General features: G+C 53.8%; 14 protein-coding genes. 11 read left to right on the top strand and 3 right to left on the bottom strand.

The features are described from left to right. Both B156_RS28885 and B156_RS0107535 read left to right on the top strand, forming a co-directional pair. A partial coding sequence (locus B156_RS28885) for a fibronectin type III domain-containing protein (protein WP_018619059.1) occupies positions 1-3,221 on the top strand: 3,221 nt, incomplete at its 5' end. Positions 3,222-3,284: 63 nt separating this feature from the next. Further along, on the top strand, positions 3,285-3,491 hold the full coding sequence (locus tag B156_RS0107535; protein ID WP_018619058.1) for a hypothetical protein: 207 nt from the start codon (positions 3,285-3,287) through the stop codon (positions 3,489-3,491). A gap of 82 nt (positions 3,492-3,573) precedes the next feature. Here the strand turns inward: B156_RS0107535 and B156_RS0107530 are convergent, their stop codons facing one another. Further along, positions 3,574-4,593: an OmpA family protein gene (locus tag B156_RS0107530; protein WP_018619057.1), complete on the bottom strand. Its 1,020-nt coding sequence runs from the start codon at positions 4,591-4,593 to the stop codon at positions 3,574-3,576. A 415-nt stretch (positions 4,594-5,008) separates the two neighbouring features. Here B156_RS0107530 and B156_RS0107525 point away from each other — a divergent pair, with 415 nt between their 5' ends. The 9 genes from B156_RS0107525 (at position 5,009) to B156_RS0107485 (ending at position 20,401) form a co-directional block, all read left to right on the top strand. Then, positions 5,009-5,656, top strand: a complete 648-nt coding sequence (locus B156_RS0107525; RefSeq protein WP_018619056.1) for a response regulator — start codon at positions 5,009-5,011, stop codon at positions 5,654-5,656. Positions 5,657-5,686: 30 nt separating this feature from the next. Beyond that, a complete protein-coding gene (locus tag B156_RS0107520; RefSeq protein WP_018619055.1) occupies positions 5,687-7,465 on the top strand; it encodes a tetratricopeptide repeat-containing sensor histidine kinase in 1,779 nt (592 codons plus the stop codon). 92 nt (positions 7,466-7,557) lie between these two features. Further along, positions 7,558-10,791 carry a SusC/RagA family TonB-linked outer membrane protein gene (locus tag B156_RS0107515; RefSeq protein WP_018619054.1) on the top strand — a complete coding sequence of 1,078 codons (3,234 nt, stop codon included), beginning with the start codon at positions 7,558-7,560 and terminating at the stop codon, positions 10,789-10,791. Between the two features lie 13 nt (positions 10,792-10,804). After that, entirely contained in the window at positions 10,805-12,400 is a 1,596-nt protein-coding gene (locus B156_RS0107510; RefSeq protein WP_018619053.1) for a RagB/SusD family nutrient uptake outer membrane protein, read from the top strand. Between the two features lie 14 nt (positions 12,401-12,414). After that, positions 12,415-13,527: an IPT/TIG domain-containing protein gene (locus B156_RS0107505; RefSeq protein ID WP_018619052.1), complete on the top strand. Its 1,113-nt coding sequence runs from the start codon at positions 12,415-12,417 to the stop codon at positions 13,525-13,527. A gap of 156 nt (positions 13,528-13,683) precedes the next feature. Continuing rightward, positions 13,684-15,399 (top strand): glycosyl hydrolase, encoded by a 1,716-nt coding sequence (locus B156_RS0107500; protein ID WP_018619051.1) that lies wholly within the window; start codon positions 13,684-13,686, stop codon positions 15,397-15,399. 39 nt (positions 15,400-15,438) lie between these two features. Next, complete coding sequence (locus tag B156_RS0107495) at positions 15,439-17,247, top strand: glycoside hydrolase family 9 protein (protein ID WP_018619050.1); 1,809 nt, start codon at positions 15,439-15,441, stop codon at positions 17,245-17,247. Between the two features lie 42 nt (positions 17,248-17,289). After that, entirely contained in the window at positions 17,290-19,245 is a 1,956-nt protein-coding gene (locus tag B156_RS0107490; protein WP_026260670.1) for a sialate O-acetylesterase, read from the top strand. Between the two features lie 22 nt (positions 19,246-19,267). Further along, positions 19,268-20,401, top strand: a complete 1,134-nt coding sequence (locus B156_RS0107485; RefSeq protein WP_018619048.1) for a glycoside hydrolase family 26 protein — start codon at positions 19,268-19,270, stop codon at positions 20,399-20,401. Positions 20,402-20,487: 86 nt separating this feature from the next. Here B156_RS0107485 and B156_RS0107480 read toward each other — a convergent pair whose 3' ends face one another. Together B156_RS0107480 and B156_RS0107475 are read right to left on the bottom strand one after the other, a co-directional pair. Further along, on the bottom strand, positions 20,488-21,450 hold the full coding sequence (locus B156_RS0107480) for a sugar phosphate isomerase/epimerase family protein (protein ID WP_018619047.1): 963 nt from the start codon (positions 21,448-21,450) through the stop codon (positions 20,488-20,490). A 25-nt stretch (positions 21,451-21,475) separates the two neighbouring features. Next, positions 21,476-24,391: a PQQ-dependent sugar dehydrogenase gene (locus tag B156_RS0107475; RefSeq protein ID WP_018619046.1), complete on the bottom strand. Its 2,916-nt coding sequence runs from the start codon at positions 24,389-24,391 to the stop codon at positions 21,476-21,478. Positions 24,392-24,452 lie beyond the last annotated feature (61 nt).

The raw sequence follows: 24,452 nt of genomic DNA, 5'->3' as shown, positions 1-24,452 counted from the left end.
TCGGCATACCCGGTTTTAACTATATCTACGTAGACGGTTGCAACCGATATGATCCGAACAGCACGGCCCGCGACGCCAATGGAGACCCATACGCGCCGTCTTTCTCTAACATCATGTCCTACTATAACAATTGGACTGACGCTTGTCCGCATGACTTCACACCCGGCCAGAACGACCGAATGCTGGCCGGTTTAGCCCTTCGGCAAAGCCACACATCCTACACACTGGATGCCCCCCCAACAAACGTCAGCGCCCCCACCAATTTTACGGCCAGTCCAAATGGCTTTTCCGTAAGGCTCACCTGGCAGGACAATGCCAATAATGAGATGGGGTATTTCGTGGAGCGGTCCACCTCACCCACAACCGGTTTCGTACCCATTGGCGGAGTAGCGCCGGATGGCGTTAGTTTTACCGATACCAAGGTAACAGTCAACACCCAGTATTATTACCGGATTCGGCCTTCCAACACCACAACGGGCAGCCTTAGCCCTGTTGCGGATGTATTTTTCGAGCAACCAGTCTTAATCGTAACCGGACTGGCAACAACCAGCGTAACCTCCTCAAGTGCCAAACTGAGCTGGAACAGCCTGGGAGACTACATAACGTATGATCTGCAATGGCGAATTGTGGGTAGCTACTGGAACAATTACTTCAACCTGACCCAACCGACAACGGACCTAACAAACCTGAATAGCAATACCACTTATGAGTGGCAGGTGAAAGTAACGGGTTCCGACACCTACTCAGGACCTGTTACCTTTACAACGATCTGCCCCCAGGCAAGCCCTACGTATACCTATAGCAACCCCGCCCGCACCACAGCTTACCTGAGTTGGGGTGGTGCCAATTACTTTCCAGGCTATACACTCCAGTGGCGAACCGCTGGCTCAGCCGACTGGACCAGCATTAGCACCAATAACAACCCCTACTACACGCTCACCGGCCTGAGTTCGGCTACTGCCTACGAATGGCGGGTACAGGGTGTGTGTTCGGCTTCAGCAGCTTCAGCATTTACCAGCCCACAATCGTTCACTACGTATGCGTGTGTGGTGCCGACCTCTCTGTACACGGGAACCGTCAGGTCGGGCTCGGCAGGGCTCAACTGGTACATACCTTATGGTTATAGCGATCCAACTGCCAGATTTGACCTTCGGTATCGACCCGTTGGCACACCCACCTGGACAACGGTCAGCAGCCTGACCGGCACTTCTTATTTTTTAACGGGTCTGACCAACAATACGACCTATGAATGGCAGATTAAAAGTGTGTGTTCGGCTACCGAACAGTCCGATTTCAGTTCATCCGTCACCTTCACAACCTTCTGCCTAATACCCGGTTTCCTGAGCAGTAGAACGACCGCCACAACAGTTCTTCTGTCTTTCAGTTATGACGGACCTGCCGGACCACCCGAATCGGGCAGTACCTACGAAATCCAGTACCGAGTGGCAGGAACAACCAACTGGACCGTTCTCACGGGTAATCTAACCAGCAGCTACTACGGTCCCTCTCGTCAGATTACCGGATTGCCCACCAACACAACCTATGAGTGGCGCGTTCGAACAGCCTGCTCGGCGAATGCGTTTTCGGACTTTACCGCTACAAACACCTTTACAACCGGATGCTACGCTCCGGAACCCTACAGCCTTTACGTAAATTCGATTCGTTCGTCGTCGGTCGATCTTGTCTGGTATTCATCGTTCGATGCGGGTACAACCTTCGATCTGCGTTACCGGCCCGTTGGGGCACCGGAATGGACCAATCTTACCAGCCTGACAGCTACGACGAGTTCCTCGGGCAGCGTTAATCTGGCGGGCCTTCCCAATAATACACCGTTCGAATGGCAGCTCAGGCTGGTCTGCTCACCTACCGAAAGCTCAACCTACGCGTCGGGACCAAATTTCAGTACCCGTTGTCAGAGCCCTTCAACCCAAACTGTAGACACTCGGGTTGCGTCTGCAGTGCTGAAGTGGAGCCAGACCGAAGCAGGCTCTACCTATGAAGTACGTTACCGTCAAAATGGAGCAACTGACTGGATAACGATCAGCAATCTGAGCAGCACCAGTGCCGTACTAAGCGGCTTAACGGGTAATACGTCCTATGAATGGGAGGTTCGATCCCAATGTAGCGACAACTCCTATTCTGGATTCTCTGGTTCGTCCTTTCAGACACGTTCCTGTAGTTCGCCATACTATCTGTTCGCTACCGTCAACACCAACTTCGCCCGGGTAAACTGGTCTATCGATGTGGCCGACGCCAATACGCGTTTCGAACTTATGTACAGAGCCTCGGACGTGAGCAACTGGACACATGCAACCAACTTATCAACTGACAACGGAAAGGGCACTTTTGACCTGCCAGGCTTGGTGGCCAATAAGCAATATAAATGGCAGCTCAGAACGCTCTGTTCACCCACTGAAAATTCAGCGTACGTTTTTGGGCCTGATTTTGTTACCGGCTGTCCTACTCCTACCAATTTGTATACCATAGCCCATCCCACTGCCGCTACCTTATACTGGACACAATTAGGTATTAATGTAAGTTACGAAGTGCGGTATCGGCTCGTTGGCGCAACCGATTGGCTAACGATCAGTAACCTGACCAGCACTACCGCCATGGCAACGGGTCTGACAGTCAATACTGCGTATGAATGGCAAGTAAAAACCCATTGTGACGGCAGCGATTCAGAATTTTCGACTGTGGCCAATTTCACCACAACCCCCTGCTTAACCCCCTATAATACGTTTACTACAAATTTAACCCCTACGGCTGCCCGCCTGAACTGGAATATTGGCTCTGCGGATGTGAATACCCGTTTCGAGGCCCGCTACCGGCTGGTTGGCGCTACCGACTGGATAACCCTGTCGAACCTCAGCAGCGACAATGGTTTTGGCAACTTTAACCTGATGGGCCTGGCTGTTGACTCTCCCTATGAGTGGCAGATCAAGACCCTATGTTCGGCGGCTTCGAGTTCTGTCTTTACCAATTCGGTTTTATTCCGCACGGTTAACCCCTGTAGCAGCATGTACACGCTGAAGGCGGGCCTGTGGAATGACCCAACCGTTTGGTCATGCAACCGGCTTCCGCTTGCTTCAGACCCGGTACAGATAAAACACGCAGTAACCATTCCGGCCAGTTATAAGGCCCGCGTTATGCGGGTTACGTATGATATAGGACAACAGGTCGTATTCAGCCAGGGCAGCACGCTTCAGTTTGGCCAGTGATTAAGCAATAAGCACGAAAAAAAATAGTGTGAACGTAATGGCGAATCCATGTGACTAATAATCATGACGGATACACACCTGAAGAGTACGGAGGTCGAGCGTCAGGCGTTGCAGCTGAACCTGATTGATCTACAGGGTCAGTTGCTGCACCAGCAACACATCGACCAGTCGGAAGCCCTCCAGCGGGTAAGCGTGCCGGTGGGTGAGTACGGTAGCCTGTTCCTACAGAACGTGGTCAGTTCAACTCAGAAGCAGCAGGTAAAATTATGAAGCCCTAACAACTGACGTCCCGCGTGAACATGAGCCAGATAAAGCTGACTTTCATGCGGGACGTTTGGCATACACAATTTCTTTACCGGACTACCAATTCCACGCGCCGGTTCAGGGGACGTTGTGCGTCATCGGCATTGCTGGCAATGGGTTTTGTGCCACCATACCCTTTGGCGGTAATCCGGTTCTCGGCAATGCCGTGCCGAATTAAGTAACTGGCCACCACTTTCGCCCGATTCTCCGACAAGGCCAGATTCAATCGCTTGTCGCCCACGTTGTCGGTGTGGCCCGCCACCTCAATGTGGAGCGAGGGATTAGCCCGCAATGCTTGCACCAGCTCGTCCAGTTCAGTGTACGATTCCGACAGCAGTGTATAATCGCCCTGGGCAAAAAGTACGTGCCGAAGTACAAAGGCATTGCCGGCTTTTAGGTTGGCGAACGGCGACGCAGATAAGCGGGACAGCGTGGCTGTTCTGGCCGTAAGGGGTGCCACGTCACCGGAAGTTTTGGCTGGTTTTACCAAAGTAGCTACCGGTTTTTTAACCGGCACTTTGCGTGTCGCGACAGAACGGCTGGCCCGTTTCGGAACCAGGTATTTGCCGGCAATCACCTGACGCGGTAATAGGCTGCGATAGGAAGGTCGGTTGTTAATAAGCATTTCCCAGAACACCGAAATAACACTTCCTTTCCAGTCATTGAAGTATTCGATACGCAGGTCGTACAACCGCCCACCGGTCAGGGCAATATCGCCCGTGAAGTTGCTATCGTCCTGTTTCCGCCACTCGTCAATTACTTTTTTACCGTTTACCCAGACCCGTACGCCGTCATCGGCCAGCGCACTGAATCGGTACTTCCCCGATTTGGGCGCGTACAGTTTACCCGTCCACCGTACCGAAAAGTACTCCCGCTGCACACCGGGGCCGGGATACTGCCAGTTCCAGTCGAAATCGACTGCCGGATCAATTCGGGTCAGCACTTTTCGCTCAAAATTAGGCCCATTGAAATACTCGCCGATCAACCCACTGGTCGGTTTCCCCGTCTGTGCTGCTACCCGGCTACCCAGCAGTACCAGTAGCCAGCTGATTATCCATCCCGTTCTCATACGACCAACCCCATTTTACCGATAGAGAAGTTACGCACTTTAGGTATTTCATCAAACTCACTGGTGAAATCCGGTCAGTCGATAAGCCATTAAGTTAGTATACGGAGCTGGTCGACCAATGAGCGGTATGGCCGGTCCTGGCTTTCTCACGGCGGAACCCTACGGTTATTTCGAAGAGTCTAGGGTTTCCCCTAGTTTTCATAAAGTCGGGTTTTCACTATTCTATCAGACTATCATTTAGTCCTAATTTTGCCAAAGAAAGTTCTATTCGGTATAGAAAGAAACAGAGGTTCAATTACTCGTGTTATTGAGTAATTGGGCGAATTGATTAAGCTAATACCACCCCTTTTCACAGGATGAAATTAGGACACAGTCATTCGTCAACCTTTTGTTTTAACACTAATTAGTGAAGTACATGACACGCTTGCTCATTGCGGACGATCATAACGTATTTGTGGAGGGCATCGAGTCCCTGTTGTCCGGCGCATCGGAAATTGAGGTGGTCCAACGCTGCTATTCCGTGTCTTCGGTTATCGAAACATTGAAGCAGGTAGCCATTGATGTGGTACTCCTGGATATTTCCTTTCCCATGATTGATGACGGGCTTGGCCTTTGTGAGCAGATTACCCGCCTGTACCCACAAACTAAAATCATTGCCCTGACCATGCACGATGACGCCAGCCTGATTAAGCGAATGGTGAAGAAAGGAGCACAGGGCTACCTCCTGAAGAACACGACCAAGATGGAGTTACTACAGGCCATCCAGACGGTAGCAGGGGGAAAGCAGTATTTCAGTGAAACCATCACGCACGTATTACTGAATGATGAACCCCGGTTCCGAAAATCGGTGGCCGGGGCCGGGCTAAAACCAAACCTGACCCCCCGTGAATCGGAAGTACTGACGCTGATGGCGCAGGGATTGACGACCCACCAGATGGCTAACCAGTTGTTTGTCAGCGACAAAGCGGTCGAGTTTCATCGCAGCAGTCTGCTCATGAAGTTTGGCGTGCATAATACGGCGTTACTAATCAAGACCGCCATGGAAATGCAATACATTGATTGACAGAAGCCTACACACATTTTCTTTACCTGAATGACGCTATCGCTTACCGCTAAACGGACAACCCTACACTGGCTTGCGGCCTTCCTGCTGCTGGCAGTATATGGTGGTTTCCAGCCCGCGGTAAGTGCATCAGGGTCCACTCCCATTGACAGTGTAAAAAGGGAAATCAGGCAGTTGATTCAGCACAAGGAATTTGAGCGGGTTGCCAAAGCATATGATCATCTGGGCTGGCTGTATCATCAGCAGTACGGGTACAATAAGCACACGATAGAGGCTTACTTCAATGGACTGAAATACTACAGCTTACTGGGTGATTCGCTGGGGTATTACAACGAATATATTGTGATTGGCGATTATTACACGCATGACTTTTTCATGCAGGGCTACGCCGAAAAGTACCTGAAAAAAGCACAGCAATTCTTTGAACGAACCCACAACATGCCAAAAGTCATTGAATGCAGGCTGGGGTTTGCCAATATTGCCCAGAAGAAAGAGCCAATGCCGAAGTCGCTGTTCACGCAACTTCGCGAAACGGAGCGGCTGAGTGCGCAGTACAACCAGGATTACTCCCAGGCCTACGCGCTGAATTTACTGGCCAACACGTATTCCCGCGTCAAAAAACCCGACTCGGCCGCCTACTTTGCCAACCGGAGTTTACGGATTGCCCAGCGACTGAAAATCAACTGGCTGATAGCCCAGAATTACTTTTACCTGGGCCTTGTCAATCAGTTCAGAAATCAGTCGGCAGCCGCAATCGATGCGTACCAGAAGAGTTTCGAGCTGGCCAAGTCGGAAAACAACCTGGCTATGCTGCGGGAGCTATCCCGGCACACCGCCGATAGCTACTCCCGGTTGAAAGACTATAAGAATGCCTACGAATCCTCCCTCCGGACGCTCGATTATGCGAATCAATTTAATACCTCCGAGCAAACGAAAAGTATTCGGTTGCAGGAGCTGGATAGCCAGATAAAAGCGCTGGCCGTAGAGAAACGACTGGTTGAGGAACAAAACCATACGCAGCAAGTCCTCAATTCTATGCTGGCTGTTGGCCTGTTAATCAGCGTACTGGGTGTGCTGGCACTCATCTTTCTGCGTCGGCAGCAAAAGCTGATTGCCCATCAGGAAACGGTTATCGCCCAACAGCAGATTCGACAACTGGAACTCAAATCCCTGCGGGCCATGATTGAAGGGCAGGAAGGGGAACGGAGCCGTATTGCCCGCGACCTGCACGATGGTCTGGGTATTCAGCTATCCCGGATAAAACTCTTCGTGGAAGCGCATCAGGAGCAATTTCCACCCGATGTGAAAGGACCGCTTAACCAGTTCCTGGACGAAGCCTGCACCGAAACCCGGCTCATTTCCAACAACCTGCGCCCCTACGCTTTATCAACCTTTGGTCTTATCCCGGCCCTGGAAGATTTAGTGCAAAAATTAAATCTGGTCAACCAGACGACCCTGGTGCTGGAGCATTATGGCGAGGTACCTCCGCTGGGAAACGAGGCCTCGGTTATGATTTACCGGGTGGTACAGGAATTGCTCAACAATGCGCTCAAACACGCCAATGCCCGGACGATAACGGTACAGCTGATGGCGAGTAACGAAACAACCCTGATTAGTGTCGATGACGACGGCCGGGGTGCTAATTTCGAGGCCAACCCATTGGCGGGCAATGGGATTACCAATATCAAATCGAGAATTTCTTTTCTTGGTGGGCAAGTACTATGGCAGAGTGAAGCGGGCAAAGGTACCTCGGTGATGATATCGCTGCCCATGCAGAAACTGTTGACACCACCCCCCGACGAAACCTGAGTTAGTTGACTAATTATCTGTCACGCAATACGATACAACCTGAATTATCTACTATACCTATCAATTTAATTCACTTTTAATTTTCTAGCCTGATGAAATTTATCCTTCCAGGAATTTTTGTCCTGAGCGGTTGGCTGTCTCTACACGCTCAGGATCGCCCCAAAACCAGCGTTCTTCCGCCAAAAGACCAGCCGGTGCTGGCCCTGTACAAAACGTCGCCACCCTCAATTGCCCCCGTAGGGGATATAAAAACCCTGATAAAAGGGACCGTGTCAGACGAGAAAGGGAACACCCTGCCGGGCGCGACGATTTCCGTAAAAGGAACACAATTGGGAACAACGACCGATGCCAACGGTCAGTTTTCGCTCAATATACCCGCAACGGCTAAAACGCTGGTGATTTCCTACATCGGCATGACGACGCAGGAAGTCACAATCGGCAACCGGGAAACCATTACTATTCAGCTCAAACTGGCCGACAACGTGCTGAATGATGTGGTTGTAATCGGTTACGGAACGCAGCGTCGGCAGGATTTGAACGGGGCCGTGTCGAGTGTAAAAGCCGAAGATATCGCCAACATACCCCAGACCAGCGTCGACCAGTTATTGCAGGGCCGAGCCGCTGGCCTGACCATTACCCAAAACTCCGGGCAGCCGGGCAGTTCGACTTCGGTCCGGATTCGGGGTATCACCTCGCTCACGGGTAGCAGTGAGCCGCTGTACGTGATTGACGGCGTACCCGTGTCGGGCGATGCCAACAACCAAAGCACAAGTGGCCGGTCGCCGGTGCAGAATTTCAATGGCAGCGGGCAGAGTTCGGTAAGTCCGCTGTCGGCTATCAACCCCAACGATATTGCCAGCATCGACGTGCTGAAAGATGCCTCGGCCACGGCTATCTACGGAAACCGGGCCGCCAACGGGGTTATTATCATCACCACAAAGCGGGGTAAAGCCGGGAGTTCCCGCATCGCCTACGATGGCTACGTGGGCGTACAATCGCCGTCGAAGTACCTGAACGTGATGGACCTGAAGCAATACGCCCGGCTGCAAAATGACCTGGCCGATGCCTATGGTACCCCACGCCGGGCCGAGTTTGCCGACCCTACCCTGCTTGGTCCCGGCACCGACTGGCAGCGGGAAGTATTTCAGTCGGCGGTGATGCAGAACCATCAATTATCCATGTCGGGTGGCAAGGACGGCATCAACTACTATGTGTCGGGTGGTTACCTGAACCAGAATGGCACCGTGATTGGGTCGGGTTTCAAGCGGTTCACCTTCCGTAGTAACATCGACGCGCAGGTGAAACCCTGGTTTAAAGTGGGCCTGACGCTAACCGGCAGCAACACCAAAGACCGGGTAACGCTCAACGACAACGTGGGGGGCATCGTGTACCTATCGCTCCAGCAGGCTCCTGACCTGGCCGTACGGAACGCCGACGGCTCCTTTGCCGGACCGCCCAACGACCCAACGGCGGTATCGAGCGTGATTAACCCGGTAGCTCAGGCGTTAAGCATCACCAACAACCTGAACCGTAATAACCTGAACGCCAATATCTACAACGATATCAAGTTTTCGAACGACCTGACGCTGCGCTCGGAAGTGGGTATCGACCTCAATTATTCGGACAACATCTACTTCCGCCCGACGTATTCGTGGGGCCGGTTTGTGAACCCAACGGCCACGCTGAACCAACGCTGGCAGAAAGGTACATTCTACATTGTAAAAAACTACCTGACCTACACGCACACCGTCAACGACCGGCACAACGTAACGGCTCTGCTGGGCCACGAAGTGCAGGGGTCGGACTGGAACGGTATTGAAGGAAGCCGGTCGGGTTTTTACAGCAACGACATCAAAACGCTGAATCTCGGCGAAGCCGCCACCGCTACCAATAGTGAGTACAAAGGCAGTCAGTCGCTGGAGTCGGTGTATGCACGGGGTATTTACTCGTACCGCGACAAGTACAGCCTGACGGCAACTATCCGGGCCGACCGCTCGTCGAAGTTTGCGCAGGGGCAGCAGGTAGGCTATTTCCCTTCTTTTGCAGCCTCCTGGCGGCTGACGGAGGAGCCCTTCATGGCCACGATCAAGAAGACCATCGAAGACGTAAAAATCCGGGTGGGCTACGGATCCGTTGGTAATCAGCAGATTTCCAACTACCTCTACGGCTCGTCGCTGTCGGCTTCGCAAACGGGTCTGGGTACTGGCTTCCTGATTGACCGGATTGCTAACCCGAATCTGAAATGGGAGAGTAATACGCAGTTCAACGCGGGTATCGACGTGGGTCTGCTCAACAACCGCATCAACGCCACGCTCGACGTGTACAACAAAATCTCGAAGAACTTCCTGTATCAGTTGCCGCTACCCGCGTATCTGGTGGGTGATGCCAACTACCTGGGTGGTATCTCGTCGCCCTACGTAAACCTGGGTCAGATGCAGAATAAAGGCATTGACCTGACCATTACCTCGCGCAACATCGTGAAGCCCGACTTCAAATGGACCACGACGCTGATTTACTCGCAGTACCGCAACTCGGTAAAAGAACTGTCGGAGAACTTCACCGAAATCATCAACAGCGTATTCACCGGCTTTTTGAACGTACCCGTTACGCGAACGGTGGTGGGGCAACCCATCGGGCAGTTTTATGGCTATCAGGTGAAAGGATTGTTCCAGACGACGGAGCAACTGGCAGCGGCTCCGGTTCAGTTTGGGCGGGCGGTGAACGCCAGTACCGGCACCTGGCTCGGCGATGTGCAATACGTAGACGTGAACGGCGATGGCGTGGTAGATGAACGGGACCGGACCATTATTGGCAATCCCAACCCCAAATTCACCTTCGGTCTGACCAACACGTTTTCCTACAAGGCGTTCGACGTGAGCATCTTCTTGCAGGGGTCGTACGGGTCCAAAATCCTGAACCTCACCAAACGGACGGTGGGTGGCCTGTCGAACCTGTACAGCAATCAGTTTGCGTCGGCATCCAACTACTGGACCCCGACGAATACAGACACGGACATTCCGGCTCCCCGCGCCGGTATCGACAACCCGAACCTGTTCATTTCGGACCGCTTTGTGGAAGATGGCTCGTATGCTCGCATTCAGAACCTGAATGTAAGCTACAATATCCCGGCTGCCCTGATCAACCGAGCCAAACTGAACCGGCTGAAGGTATATGCCAGCGTACAGAACCTATACACCTTTACGAAGTATTCGGGCTACGACCCGGAAGTGGGAGCCTTCAATCAGAACTCCCTGCAAATGAACGTCGAGAATGGTCGCTACCCCCTGCCCAGGACCTTTACCGTAGGAATAAACGCCGAATTTTAATCAACACTGACTCATGAAAACGAATCATAACACCTACCTGATCGCCCTGATGACTGCACTCTGTGTGTCGGTTACGGGTTGCAAAGACGCATTTTTCGACCGCCCCCCGCAGGATGCCCTGACGCTGGACAGCTACTATCAAACCGCCGACCAGGTGCGGGCGAGTACCAACGCGCTGTACAACTCGCCCTGGTTCAACTTTAACAACAAGGCGTTCTGGGCCATAACGGAACTATCGGGGGGCAATGCCCGGACGTACTCCGGCGACGTGGTCAACTTTGCCAACTTCTCGGTAACGGCGGATAACAACGAACTGACCAACGCCTGGCGGTCGCTGTTTTCGGTGGTGGCGCAGTCCAACGCGCTTATCAACAACCTGCCCGCCAAAGTTCCCGCATCGGTAGACCCGGCGGTGGTGAATAACGCCCTCGGCGAAGCGCACTTCATGCGGGCAACGGCTTATTTTTACCTGGTCCGGCTGTTTGGCAATGTACCCATCATCGAAAACACGCTCGATTACGTGTACGCGCCAAAGATTAACACCAATCCGGTTGTAGACGTGTACAAGTTCATTGTCATGGATTTGCAGTTTGCGGAAGCCAACTGCACCAAAAAAATCCGGGCGGGCAATTCCATTAGCAACGGCCACGTATCGAGTGGTTCGGCGTCGGCTATGCTGGCGAAAGTATACCTCTACATGCAGGACTATCCCAACGCCCGCATGGCTGCCGAGAAGGTAATCAATAGCGGAGAGTTCAAGCTGTATGGCACGCAGGTGGCGGGAAAAACGTACACCGATCTGTTCAAAACAGCCAATAACAATAACGAGGAGTCGATTGTAGCCCTGCAATGGATAGGTGGCAGTGCCTACGGACACGGCAACTCCCTCCAGGCTTCATTTGCCATCAGTTCGCAGATCACCGGCACCGGCGACGGCTACAGCGTAATCGGGCCCACGATTGATTTGCAGAACGAGTTTGCCAAAGAACCCGGTGATGTACGCCGGAAAGCAACCATCATGTACGCCGGGGATGTCTATCCCGAACTGAACGCAGCCGCTGGCGGCTTCACCGTTCCCGCCGACGTAAACGCGCAGAATACCAAAGCCGGCATCAAGAAATACGTAGTAGGCACCCGCGCCGATAACGGTGGCCTGGGCGCAGCGCAGTCGGCAGGGAACAACACCTACCTCATGCGCTACTCGGATGTGCTGCTGATCGAAGCCGAAGCGGTTTTGGCCGGAGCCGCCAGCACCAGCGACCCGGCCGCCCTGACCCCGTTCAACCAGGTTCGGACCCGCGCCGGACTATCCCCCAAAACGAGCATCACGCAGGCTGATATTCTGCGGGAGCGTCGGCTGGAGTTTGCCATCGAAGGCGACTACTGGTTCGATTTGGGGCGGATTGATGGGTTTAACGCTACAGCGCACCCCAAAGCCACGGCTATTATTGCGGCTCAGGAGCGCGGCACCTTCGGCCCCGACCGGACGGTGATTTATAGCGAGATGTTCACGCCCGGCCCCAGCAAATTTCTGTTCCCGTATCCATCCACCGAAACGGCCATCAACCCCCTGCTCACGCAGGCTCCGGTGGCCTATACGTTCAAATAAACCCGCATTACTCCATGAAAACAATCACAAAGTATAGTCTGGCTCTGGGCTGGATACTGCTGCTGGCAGGCGGCTTTCTGGCCTGCAAAAGTAACGACGATGACGTGGTACCTGCGCCAACCATAAGCCGGGTTCGGACCATAAGCCGCGATTCGGTTTATACCTACACCGCACAAACCACCCTGACGACCAGCACTACCGTCGTTCGGACGATACCCGTTGCACTCGATTCAACTACAACGCTGGGGCAGCCGGGGCGGCTGTATGCCATTCTGGGCGAAAACCTGCAACGGACAACGGCGATTTATTTCAACGATGTCAGCGTGTATTTCAACCCGGCCTTTGTGACCAGCACCAGCATCATCGTACAAATTCCGGTCACTACTCCCTTTAGCGGCAGTAACAAACTGCGGGTCGTCACCTCAAGCGGGCAGGCAGAATTTGGGTTTGCCATCAAGCAGCCGTTTCCGGCCATTACGGCAGTCGACCAGTTAGCGGGCAATCCGGGCGACATTATCACCATTACAGGTACGACATTCGACGGAACAACGGCCGTGAAATTTGGGGCCATCACCGCGGAGATTACGTCGCTATCAGCCACCCAACTGAAGGTAAAAGTACCGGCTGGCGTGACCAACGACACGCTCTCGGTGACCACGCCGGGCGGAACCACCAAATACGGCGTCCTGTTTGGCTTCAAAACCCTGATTTTCGATGATGCCCTGGCCACGGGCTGGTCGTCTCAGGGGTACAATGGGAAACCTACCGTTCCCTCCAAAGGGGTAATCAAGCGCGGAACGGCTTCCATGCAGTACGATTTTACGGGCGGATTTGGCGGATGGCAGAATTTTTATGGGGGACCACCCATCCTGTTAGCCAACCACAAAGTCCTGAAATTCTCGCTCTACGGTGGTACCGGCACCGACGGAAAAGTGGTGAAGGTACTCATCAACGGCAACTACGATAAAGGCCTACAGGTGGTATTGAAAGCGGGTGTCTGGCAAACGTTCGCTATCCCGCTGGCCACCCTCGGCGTTACTACGGGCAACCTGACTGAATTGACTATCCAGGAATTCAGCGGTAACGTCCCCGAAACGATTTATCTGGATGATGTAGGATTGTATTAGGTTTATAGGGCCGTTTCTCCCGGTGGAGGACGGCCCTTTTTTATGTATGCGCTTACATTGACGGGCGTTTTTGTGTCAAAGCACCATTGGCCCTTTAGCGTTCAACGCGAAGCCACCCCACTTATTCCCTACTCAACGTTAACTCCAGCAGTCGTCATGCGCATCACCTCCCAAACCCGCAACAGTCCCGCCTTTCTGGTACTGCTCCTATGGCTGGTTAGCAGCTTAAGTGCAGTGGGCCAAACCAAAACCGACTCCATCCGGGTAGAAGCCGAAACGGGTATGCTGACCGGTGTTACCATTGCCACTACTGCAGCGGGTTATTCGGGTACGGGTTACGTGACGGGCCTTGATGATGCCGCCGACAAAATTATCCTGGCGGTTACCGCAAAAGCCGGTTTGTATGACCTGATAGTTGGCTACGCATCACCCTTCGGCGATAAAGGCATTGACTTTCAGGTCAACGACGAAAAAGGCACCGGGATGCTGAAGCAGACTACCAAATTTACCGGGGTCAGTCTGGGTAGGTTTCTATTGCAAGAAGGCCAAAACACGGTCACCATTTTTCGGGGTTGGGGCTACTTCGATGTGGACTATATTCAGGTAACTCCTGCTGCGGTAACCCTGCCCGCGAAGCCCCCCAAAACGCTGGTCGACGCGCAGGCTACGCAGTCAACGAAAGGCTTATTTTCCTACCTGGTCGACCAGTATGGCAGTAAGGTTATATCCGGGCAGCAGGACGATGTGGAGTACGTGCTGGAAAAAACCGGCAAAGAGCCCGCCATCGGCTCGTTCGATTTAATCGACTATTCACCCACCCGCGTTCAGAATGGTTCCAAACCCGTACGGACCAGCGAAGCCATTATCGACTGGGCAAAAAAAGGCGATGGTCGCGGCATCGTCAGCCTGATGTGGCACTGGAACGCCCCTACCGACCTCATCAATCAGGCACCCGACAAACTCTGGTGGCGCGGTTTTTATACCGACGCCACTACCTTCGACCTGGCAGCTGCCCTGGCCGACAAAAACAGCGACCGCTACAAACTCCTGCTCAGCGACATCGACGTTATGGCCGTTCAGCTAAAGAAATTTCAGGATGCCGATGTACCGGTTCTCTGGCGGCCCCTGCACGAAGCCCCCGGTGGCTGGTTCTGGTGGGGTGCCAAAGGGGCCGGTCCGTTTAATGAACTTTGGAAACTCCTCTACAACCGGCTGACGACTTATCATAATCTGCACAACCTCATTTGGGTCTACACCGCTACCGATACGTTCCGGGAGGACTGGTACCCCGGCGATCAGTACGTGGATGTGGTCGGGCTGGATATTTACACCGATGCCTCGGCCAATATGAGCGGCAACTGGGGCAGTGCTCTGGCAGCCTTCAACGGAAAAAAAATGGTCACGCTGTCCGAATCCGGGAATGTACCCAACACGGACAAGGTTCGCGCGTTTGGCACCTGGTGGTCCTGGTTTGCGACCTGGACGGGGAACGACTACATAAAAAAACAACCCATCGACCGGTTGAAAGCAGTCTTTACCGATGCCGACGTAATTACCCGCGATGAGCTTCCCAACTGGCGGCTGCTGGCCGCTCCGGCCATTGTAACGGGTCTGGAACCCTCATTTCAGGTTATCGTAGCCGGCAATCCCGTTCGGGGCGATCAGGTCAATCTGGAAATCAGGGGGGCGCGGGCACTTCCGCTCACGATTCGACTGACAAACATGCTCGGCCATGCGTTGCTGGAGCAAAGGGTTGTACCGGCATCCGCGCTGACCCAACACCAGATTTCGCTGGGGAACCAACCCGGTGTCTATTTTATGCAGGTAAGTAGTCAAACTACAGCGAGTACTTTCAGGATTATCAAGTTGTAGTACCAACCGAAACTCATTACGTCCCTTTCCCAGTTACCAATGGTTCATTACAATCGTATATCCCTTCTGTTATTGCTGTCTCTATGCCTGACGGGTACCGGTCGTGGGCAATCGGCCCCACTTCCTGCTGCCGCAGCAGGAAGCAGTTCAATCCGGCTGAATCAACTCGGCTTTTACCCCAATGGCCCCAAAATTGCTATTATCCTTACCGATGCGGGCGGGCCGTTTCAGGTGACTACGCCCGACGGCAAAAAGGTCCTGTTCTCCGGTACACTCAGCGAAGCCCGAAAAAACAGTATTTCGGGGAAGACAGCCCGCACCGCTGATTTTTCGGCGTTTCGCACCGCTGGCACGTACGTCATAAACGTACCGGGAGTAGGGCAATCATACGCATTTACAATAAAACAGAACATTCATCGCGACCTGGCCTCTGGTTCCCTGAAGGGATTTTACTACCAGCGGGCATCGACTAGCCTACCCGAAAAATTTGCCGGGCAATGGCACCGCCCGGCTGGTCACCCCGATAATCAGGTGCTCATTCATCCCTCGGCGGCTTCGGCTTCACGTCCGGCAGGCACCACCATTGCATCGTCCGGTGGGTGGTACGATGCAGGGGACTACAACAAATACATTGTCAATTCGGGTATTACGGTGGGCACGCTCCTATCGCTTTACGAAGATTTCCCGGATTTCTGTAAGCAGCTCACCGCCAACATACCAGAGAGCGGTAACCGGCTGCCCGACCTGCTGGATGAATCGCTCTGGAACCTGCGCTGGATGCTGACCATGCAGGACCCCGCCGACGGGGGCGTATACCACAAACTGACCAACCCTAAATTCGATGGTATGGTGATGCCCGACAAGGCAAAGCCTGACCGCTATGTGGTACAAAAAAGCGTGACAGCCGCACTGGATTTTGCGGCCGTGATGGCCCAGGCCAGCCGAATCTTCAACGCCTATAACCGCGAACTGCCTGGTCTGTCCGACTCCTGTAAAACAGCCGCCGTGAAAGCCTGGCAGTGGGCCAAGCAGAACCCGAACGCCCTGTATGACCAGGACGCGATGAATAAAGCGTTCGACCCCGATGTTGTCACGGGCACCTACGGCGACCGCGACGCCAGCGACGAATGGATTTGGGCAGCAGCCGAACTGTACCTGACGACCAAAGACGATGCGTATTACACAGCCGTCAACCTGTTTCCCGACGACAAGACACCCCTGCCTTCCTGGCCACAAGTACGCACGCTGGCCTACTACTCGCTGGCTCGTATGCAGCGCCAGCTAACCCCACGCGGCCAGCAGGATTTACCCAAAATCAAAGCCCATATCATGCAACTGGCCGACCAGCTTCGGCAGGATGTGAGCAGGCAGGCTTTTCAGACCCCGATGGGCAAATCGGCCAGCGATTACATCTGGGGTAGCAGTGCCGTGGCGGCCAATCAGGGCATCGCGCTCATTCAGGCGTACCGGCTCTCGGGTGAAAAATCGTATTTGGAAGCAGCACTGTCCAATATGGATTATATGCTGGGGCGCAATGCCGTTGGGTACTCATTCGTGACGGGATTTGGCCACAAAACCCCCATGCACCCGCACCACCGCCCATCCGTTGCCGATGGTATTGATGTGCCGGTTCCCGGTCTGCTGTCGGGGGGCACCAACGCTAATGCGGCCCGGCAGGACAAATGTGCGGGGTATACCACAACGATTGCCGACGAGGTGTATCTGGATGCTGACTGCTCGTATGCCTCCAACGAAATCGCCATCAACTGGAACGCCCCGCTGGTGTATCTGGCCACCGCGCTGGAAGCTTTACAGGATAAGCTGAGCACTGGCAACACTCGGAAATAACAGAAAATGTATCCCCAAACCTTAACTCGACGGTCCAATACCATGAAGATCCGTTTCACAATTTTTTTCCTGCTGCTGGTCAACATAGCTGCTTTTAGTCAGGTCCGGCTGGCGCGGCTCTTCTCCGACCATGTTGTTTTGCAGCGGCAAAAACCCATTCCTGTTTGGGGCTGGGCCAAACCCCGCGAAACGGTAAAGGCTACCCTGGCCGGACAAAGCCAGCAGGCCAAAGCCGATGCCAGCGGCAAATGGATGGTCACGTTTACGGCCTTTGAAGCCGGTGGCCCGCACACGCTGTCCGTCACGGCCAAATCGGGAAATGCCCAGGTCAGTGACGTGCTCATTGGCGAAGTATGGCTATGCTCAGGTCAGTCGAACATGGAGTTCACGGTGAAGCAGGCCGACAGTTTTGCGGTGGAGAAGAAGAACGCCAACTTCCCCCAGATCCGTCATTTCAAAGTAGAACACGAACTGGCGCTGACTCCACAAACGGAACTAAAAACCGGTGACTGGAAAGTCGCTTCGTCCGAAACCGTTGGCGATTTCACGGCCGTTGGGTTTTTCTTTGCCCGTGAGTTGTACCAGAAACTCAATATCCCGATTGGGCTGGTACACTCGTCCTGGGGCGGCTCGCAGATTGAGGGCTGGATTAGCAAAGAAGGCATGATGAGCAATGCCGAACTGCGGCCCACCGTTCAGAGCCTACCCACCACCTGGCAAGCCGCCGACAGCCTCATCGACGTCCGACTACGCCAGCAGTTGCACGTTTCGCCCACCCTCACCGCAGCCGACGAAAAGAAGTACCTTGACCCAACCTACGATTTTGCGGGCTGGATTAAATCCGACCCGACCGGGCAGTGGGAGTGGAAAGGAATGCGGGGCTTTATGGGGCAGGGCTACATGGCCCGCATCGTGACGATTCCTGATGAGATGGTAACCGAAGAAACCACGCTGGCTCTGGCCGAAAACGACAGCCCGAACCAGATTTACATCAACGGCAAAATCGTTTCTGAAGGCGTATTACCGGGTGTTCGAAAAATTACCATTCCGGCCAACACCTGGCAAGCGGGGACAAACCATATTGTCATGAAACTGGGCAATATGGTTAATCCCAACTGGTACGGGCTGGGGCTGAAAGGGTCGGCGGATGACCTCTACGTGGCGGATAAGCTACAGCGTATCAGCCTGGCCCATGACTGGCAGCTACTGCCCGCCTTTGCCGAAAAGCACGAGTACAAGCGGTTTATGAACAACGTGGCCATCAGCATGTATAACGCCATGATTGCGCCCCTGGAACCGTTTGCCATGCGGGGCGTTCTCTGGTATCAGGGTGAAACCAACGCCGGACGGTCGTACCAGTACCGGCAGGCAATGCCCCTGCTGATTACCGACTGGCGGCAGAAGTTCGGGCAGGATATGTCATTTTATATCGTGCAACTGTCCAGTTACGGCCCGAACCAGAACAGCAACAAAGGCAGCGGCTGGGCCGAACTCCGCGAAGCCCAGACCATGACGCTCAGCCTGCCCAAAACCGGTATGGCCGTCACGACCGACGTGGGAAACCCCAATGACATACACCCGACTAATAAGCAGGACGTTGGCCACCGACTTGCCCTGAACGCGCTAAAACTCGACTACGGGCAGGACATCAATTATAGTTCGCCCATGATGGATGGGGTGAAATTTGAAGGTGGTAAGGCCATCGTGACCTTTACCCATGTGGCCCAGGGGCTAACGGCGAAGGATGCCTATGGGTATCTGAAAGGGTTCGAGATAGCGGGTGCCGATAAAGTTTTTCACTACGCCAAAGCCGAAATAAGCGGAAAGAATACCGTCGTCGTATCCAGCCCCGACGTTCCCAAGCCCGTGGCCGTTCGTTACGGCTGGGCCGATTCGCCGGTCGATGCCAACCTGTTCAGTTCGGATGGCTTACCCGCCAACTCGTTTCGCACGGATACCTGGCCGGGCGTGACAGCCAGTGCCAAATTCGAGTTCTGATTCTTCTTTCATCAACGTTTCCATGAAGTTACTCCCTTCTTTTCTGCTGACAATGAGTTTGTTGGCAGCTACCTGCGGTATTCAGGCGGCACCGCGTCCAAAACTAACGGACCCTAACGCTACTCCGGAAACCAACGCCTTATACCGCAATCTGCATAAACTGGCTAAAAAGCATATTCTGTTTGGTCATCAGCACGCTACCGAATACGGCCACGGCTGGAACGGCGATACGGGCCGTTCGGATGTCAAGTCCGTAACTGGCTCGAACCCGGCCGTTATCGGAGTCGATTTCAGTGGTCTGTCGGGTCGTTCGCCGGAAGCAATTGAGCGGGCGAAAACAGCCCTCCGTAAACAGATTGCCGATACTTACAACCGGGGGGGCGTAACCACCGTGGCCTGGCATTTTACCAATCCCGTCACCCCTAAAACCGGATTCTATTGGAAAGATTCGGTATCGGCCCCGGCCGTGCCCGACCTCATACCGGGTGGCTCCCACCACGAGCAGTACAAGGCCATCCTGCAAACGGTTGGCAGTCTGGCAAACTCGGTCAGGGGAAAGGACGGTAAGCTGGTACCGATGCTGTTTCGCCCTTACCACGAGTTTGATGGGGGCTGGTTCTGGTGGGGCAAGCCGCACTGCTCGAAGGCCGATTTTACGAAGCTCTGGCAGTTTACCGTTTCGTACCTGCGCGATAGTTTGCAGGTGCATAATTTTGTGTACGTCTTTTCGCCTGATTGCCTGTTCAAGACCGAAGCGGAATACGCAGACCGCTACCCCGGTGATGCCTGGGTCGATATGGTAGGATTCGACGACTACGCCGATTTCGGTCGCAATGGTCGATATAACCTGCCAGCAGGCATTGCCAAACTAAAAATCGTGTCGGATTTTGCCCGCAAAAACAGAAAACTGGCCGCCTTCACCGAAACGGGCCTGGAGTCGATACCCGATTCAACCTGGTGGACAGGGTCGTTATTAAAAGCATTGAAAGCGGAGAACGTAAGGCTCACCTACGTGCTGGTCTGGCGAAACGATGCCCGCAGTGCCACTCACTTTTACGCCCCCTATCCGGGGCAAGCCAGCGTTCCCGATTTCCTGCGTTTTTACAATGACCCCTACACGCTGTTCGAAAGCGACCTACGACCGCTGTACCGCTGATAGGCCCGGCTTTATCCGGCTCACCAACTGGTTTGTTTCTACTGTCCCTCTACACCGATTATAGCGTAGAGGAACAGTAGAATCGACTACGACAGCATTTTACTCAGGTTTTTGTAGCTGGTCTGGATACTTTCGATACCCGGTGCCATATCCTGCTCTACAAAGATGTATTGCAGCCCGGCGATCTTGGCAGCCGCGAAAATCTTTTTGAACTCGACAACGCCGTTCCCAACCTCGGTAACCGTTTTCAAATCCGATTTGATGTCTTTAACGTGCCATAGGGGGAAACGGCCCGGCTGGCCCTTGAACAACTCAACCGGGTCTTTGCCCGCTTTGGTAGCCCAGGCCAGGTCCAGTTCCATCTTAACCAGGTCTTTATCCGTCTGCGACAGGATTAATTCATACGGCGTTTTACCACCCTCAACGGGGTCAAACTCAGTGGCGTGGTTGTGATAGGCAAAGCCGATGCCCGCTTTTTTTGCTGCCTCACCGGTTTTCTGAAACACGGCAATCGACTTGTTGATATCCTCTACCGTACCCACCGGCGTGCTGGAACACACCAGGTACGACAGCCCACCCTCTACGGCTTCATCTACCAGTTGCTGGTAGTTGTCGCGCAGGTTGAGCATAGGCGGCATATTCGCTGGCATGGCGGGTGCCCGCTGGGGCGTGGGAGCAGCACCCGCCGTTCCTGTTGTACTGGCCGGGGGCGTTGGCCGGGGCCGGAAAGGTGCGCCACCTGCGTGGTGTGCACGCCATTTCAGGCCCAAATCGCTGGTAAGTGCTTTAAACTCTTTAGCGTTATAACCGTAATAGCCACCCCGCAGGTTGAAGGCGGATTCTATTTCTTTGTAGCCAGCATCAGCAATCTGTTTCAGCGTTGCTTTGGGGTCTTCGTTCATCTGTTTAAACAGCGTGAACAACTGAATACCCACGGGGCGCATGGCAGTAGGACCAAACAGGTTTTCAGCCTGACTGATATGAGGCAATGCCAAGCCTCCCAAGGCCAGTGCACCGGCATTCTTCAAAAAATCTCTGCGATTGTTCATTGAACTAAAAGAATGGAAAAAGTTATTATTTATCCCCTTTAGCGGAGGTACTACCCCCGGTAGGCTGAAACTGAATACTTACCACCTGCATCAGCACCTGTTCGGCAGCCGCCTGCGGATTGGTAAAGACAAAATATACGGTGTGCATACCAGTCGTAGGCGTAATATCGGCCGTTAATTTCTGCGACATCCGGCGCATCATGGCCGCCCGGTCCACGGTGGCGGCTGCGGGTGGAGCGGTTGCTCCGGCTGCAGCCGTAGTGGTGCCCGGTGCCGTAGTGGCGGCAGGGGCCGCGCGCGGGAAGGTTGGATTAGACACCTGAATACGCTGCGTTTTTCCCACCAGTGGCCCGGTTGGGGAATCCAGGTGAACCTCAACCACACCCCCAATGGCCCCAACCCGGCTGGTCGCCTGCGCCAGTATGTCAATCTGACCAATATCGGTCAGGTCAATTTTTTTATAACCCACGTATGATTCGTTCCCCAGCACCAGAAAGGATTTGGCCGGCGTAATAGTGTACTGCGTTCCTTTTTTGAGGTCGGCGTTTTCGGGCAGCACTTCCGGGTTACGCAGGATAATAACGCTCTCCGACGAAACAGGTTTCATCAGCTTCGTGCCCCGGTCGGTGTAAGCGGCCCGCAACGCAAAGCCACCTTTGCCGTTCTCGCCTTCCGGAATAGCGGGCGAAAAACTACCCTGTACCGGGTACGTTTTAGCCGCTACGGGTTTCTCGTCCAGACTCATAATGTAATGCACCATAGCCGTGGCATCCGACGTGGTGAGTTGCGGGTGGGCACTCATGGAATGGTCGCCCCAAACGCCCCCGCCCCCGCTGATTACTTTTTTGGCCAGCCGGTCTACTGCTGCGGCATCGCCCTTGTACTTTTTGGCAACGTCCGTATAACTGGGACCAACCGATTTTTTGTCGATCATGTGGCAGGACTTGCAATCGTTCTGACCGATAAGCTGCTGGCCGGTGGCGTACCGGGCTACCGTTTCAGTGCCCCGATGATTCTGCGCTACGGCGATAGGGTCGAACCCTTCGGGCAGGTAGTCGATGCTGACCGCTACCTGAGATGGAGCAATTTTCCCCGGCGTCGCACCCGATGCGGCCAGGCTCCCGTCCTCCTTATCGCTCACCCGAACGGCATAGTCGATGGGTTTGTTGGGGAAGAAAAATGACTTGTTTCCTTTTTTGATATCGAAAGCAACCACGGGCGGCTCATTGCCCGCTTTGATTTCCAGCGACTTACTACTCGATGCCCCTTTGGCATCCGTTACGGTCAGCGTGGCCTGATACACCCCCGGCTTGTCGAAGGTTACGGTTGGACTTTCCTGTGTAAACGTCCGCACCGGGCCTCCTTTAGCCGAAACTTTCCAGCTGTATTTCAGTGCATCACCGTCGTAATCCTTAGTTCCGGCGGATGATAAACTAGCCGTGAATGGAATAGCACCGCCCGTTTTGCTGGCTACTGCCTGCACCAGTGGGGGCCGGTTACCGCCGTTGTATTCTATTTTAACGATGCGGGCATTATCATTCCCCCGGAACCACGCGCTCCCGTATTCGAGCACGTACAAATCGCCGTTAGGCGCAAACTTCATGTCGATAGCACTACTGAAATTTTCCTCGGGCAGGAACCGCTCCATCGATTTATAATTACCCTGTTCATCCAGGGTAACGGTCATAATCCAGCCCCGCATGAATTCTACAATAAACCATTTTCCTTCGTAATAAGCCGGAAAAACGTGGGGGGCGTTTTTAAAATCAGACTGGTGGAAAATCGGCCCACCCGTAGCACTGCGCCCCGACCGGCCTACCAGCGGAAACTCAGAAGAGTTAGCGTAAGGATACCAGATAAGGGCTTTTTCGGTAGAAGGTAGCTCGGTCAGGCCGGTGTTGTTCGGCGATTTGTTAACCGGGTGAGCCGGGTCGTAAACAGCACCGGATTTAGCCGCGCCAAAATCGTAATAGGTATAGGGAATGTTATTCCCGATGATATACGGCCAGCCGTAGTTACCCGCTTTTTTAGCCTGGTTAAATTCGTCGTACCCACGGGGGCCGCGCCCGGTGGAATCGGCGCTGGCATCGGGACCCACTTCGCCCCAGTAGATGTAGCCGGTCTTGTTATCCACCGAAATCCGCCAGGGGTTGCGGTGTCCCATCGTGTATATTTCGGGTCGGGTTTTTTCGGTGCCCTTAGCGAACAGATTGCCTTCGGGAATAGTATAAGTACCATTAGCTTCGGGGTGAATCCGGATTATTTTGCCCCGCAGGTCGTTGGTGTTTCCCGACGATTTCTGCGCATCCCAGGGGCCGCGACCTTCCCGCTCGTCAATCGGGCTGAAGGGTGTATCGCGGGGGGATGTGTTATCGCCGGTGGTCAGGAACAGATTTCCCTTGTCATCGAATACCATGCCTCCGCCGGTATGGCAGCACTGCTCGCGCTGGGTTCCTACTTCCAGCAGCACTTTTTTCGACGACATAACCAGTTCATTACCCCGTAGTTCGTAGCGGGTCAGTACGTTTTTGGCCACGTCGCCCGGCTCCGAGTAGTACAAATAAATCCAGTGGTTAGTCGCAAAGTTCGGGTCGGTCACGATGCCCAGCAGACCGTCTTCAGCTTCCGTTACCTTGCCATCTTTCGCGGTGTATTTGGTACTGACCGGGATGGTAGCAAGTACGGTTGTCTCTTTTGTAGTCGGATTATAAGCTTTCAACGCTCCTTTACGCTCCACAAACAGCACGCGGCCATCATTCAGAAACGTCATTTCCATGGGTTCATCCAGGTTTTCGGCCAGGACAACTTTTGTGAATCGGTTGTCGTCCGGTTTATCGCCGGGGGCAGGTTGTGAGGAGCGGGACGACAATAAACTAACCGCTAACAAACTCAGCAAAGTCGTTCGTAGCAGTGGGTGTTTTTTCAGTAAAGCAGGATTCATAGGTAATGGCTATAAAAACGGGAAATCATCCCAACAATGAGTAGATAAAGTTCTCCCGTAA

The organism is Spirosoma luteum DSM 19990 (assembly GCF_000374065.1).
GTDB classification, from domain to species: domain Bacteria; phylum Bacteroidota; class Bacteroidia; order Cytophagales; family Spirosomataceae; genus Spirosoma; species Spirosoma luteum.
This window is presented reverse-complemented; position numbering and strand designations above follow the sequence as displayed.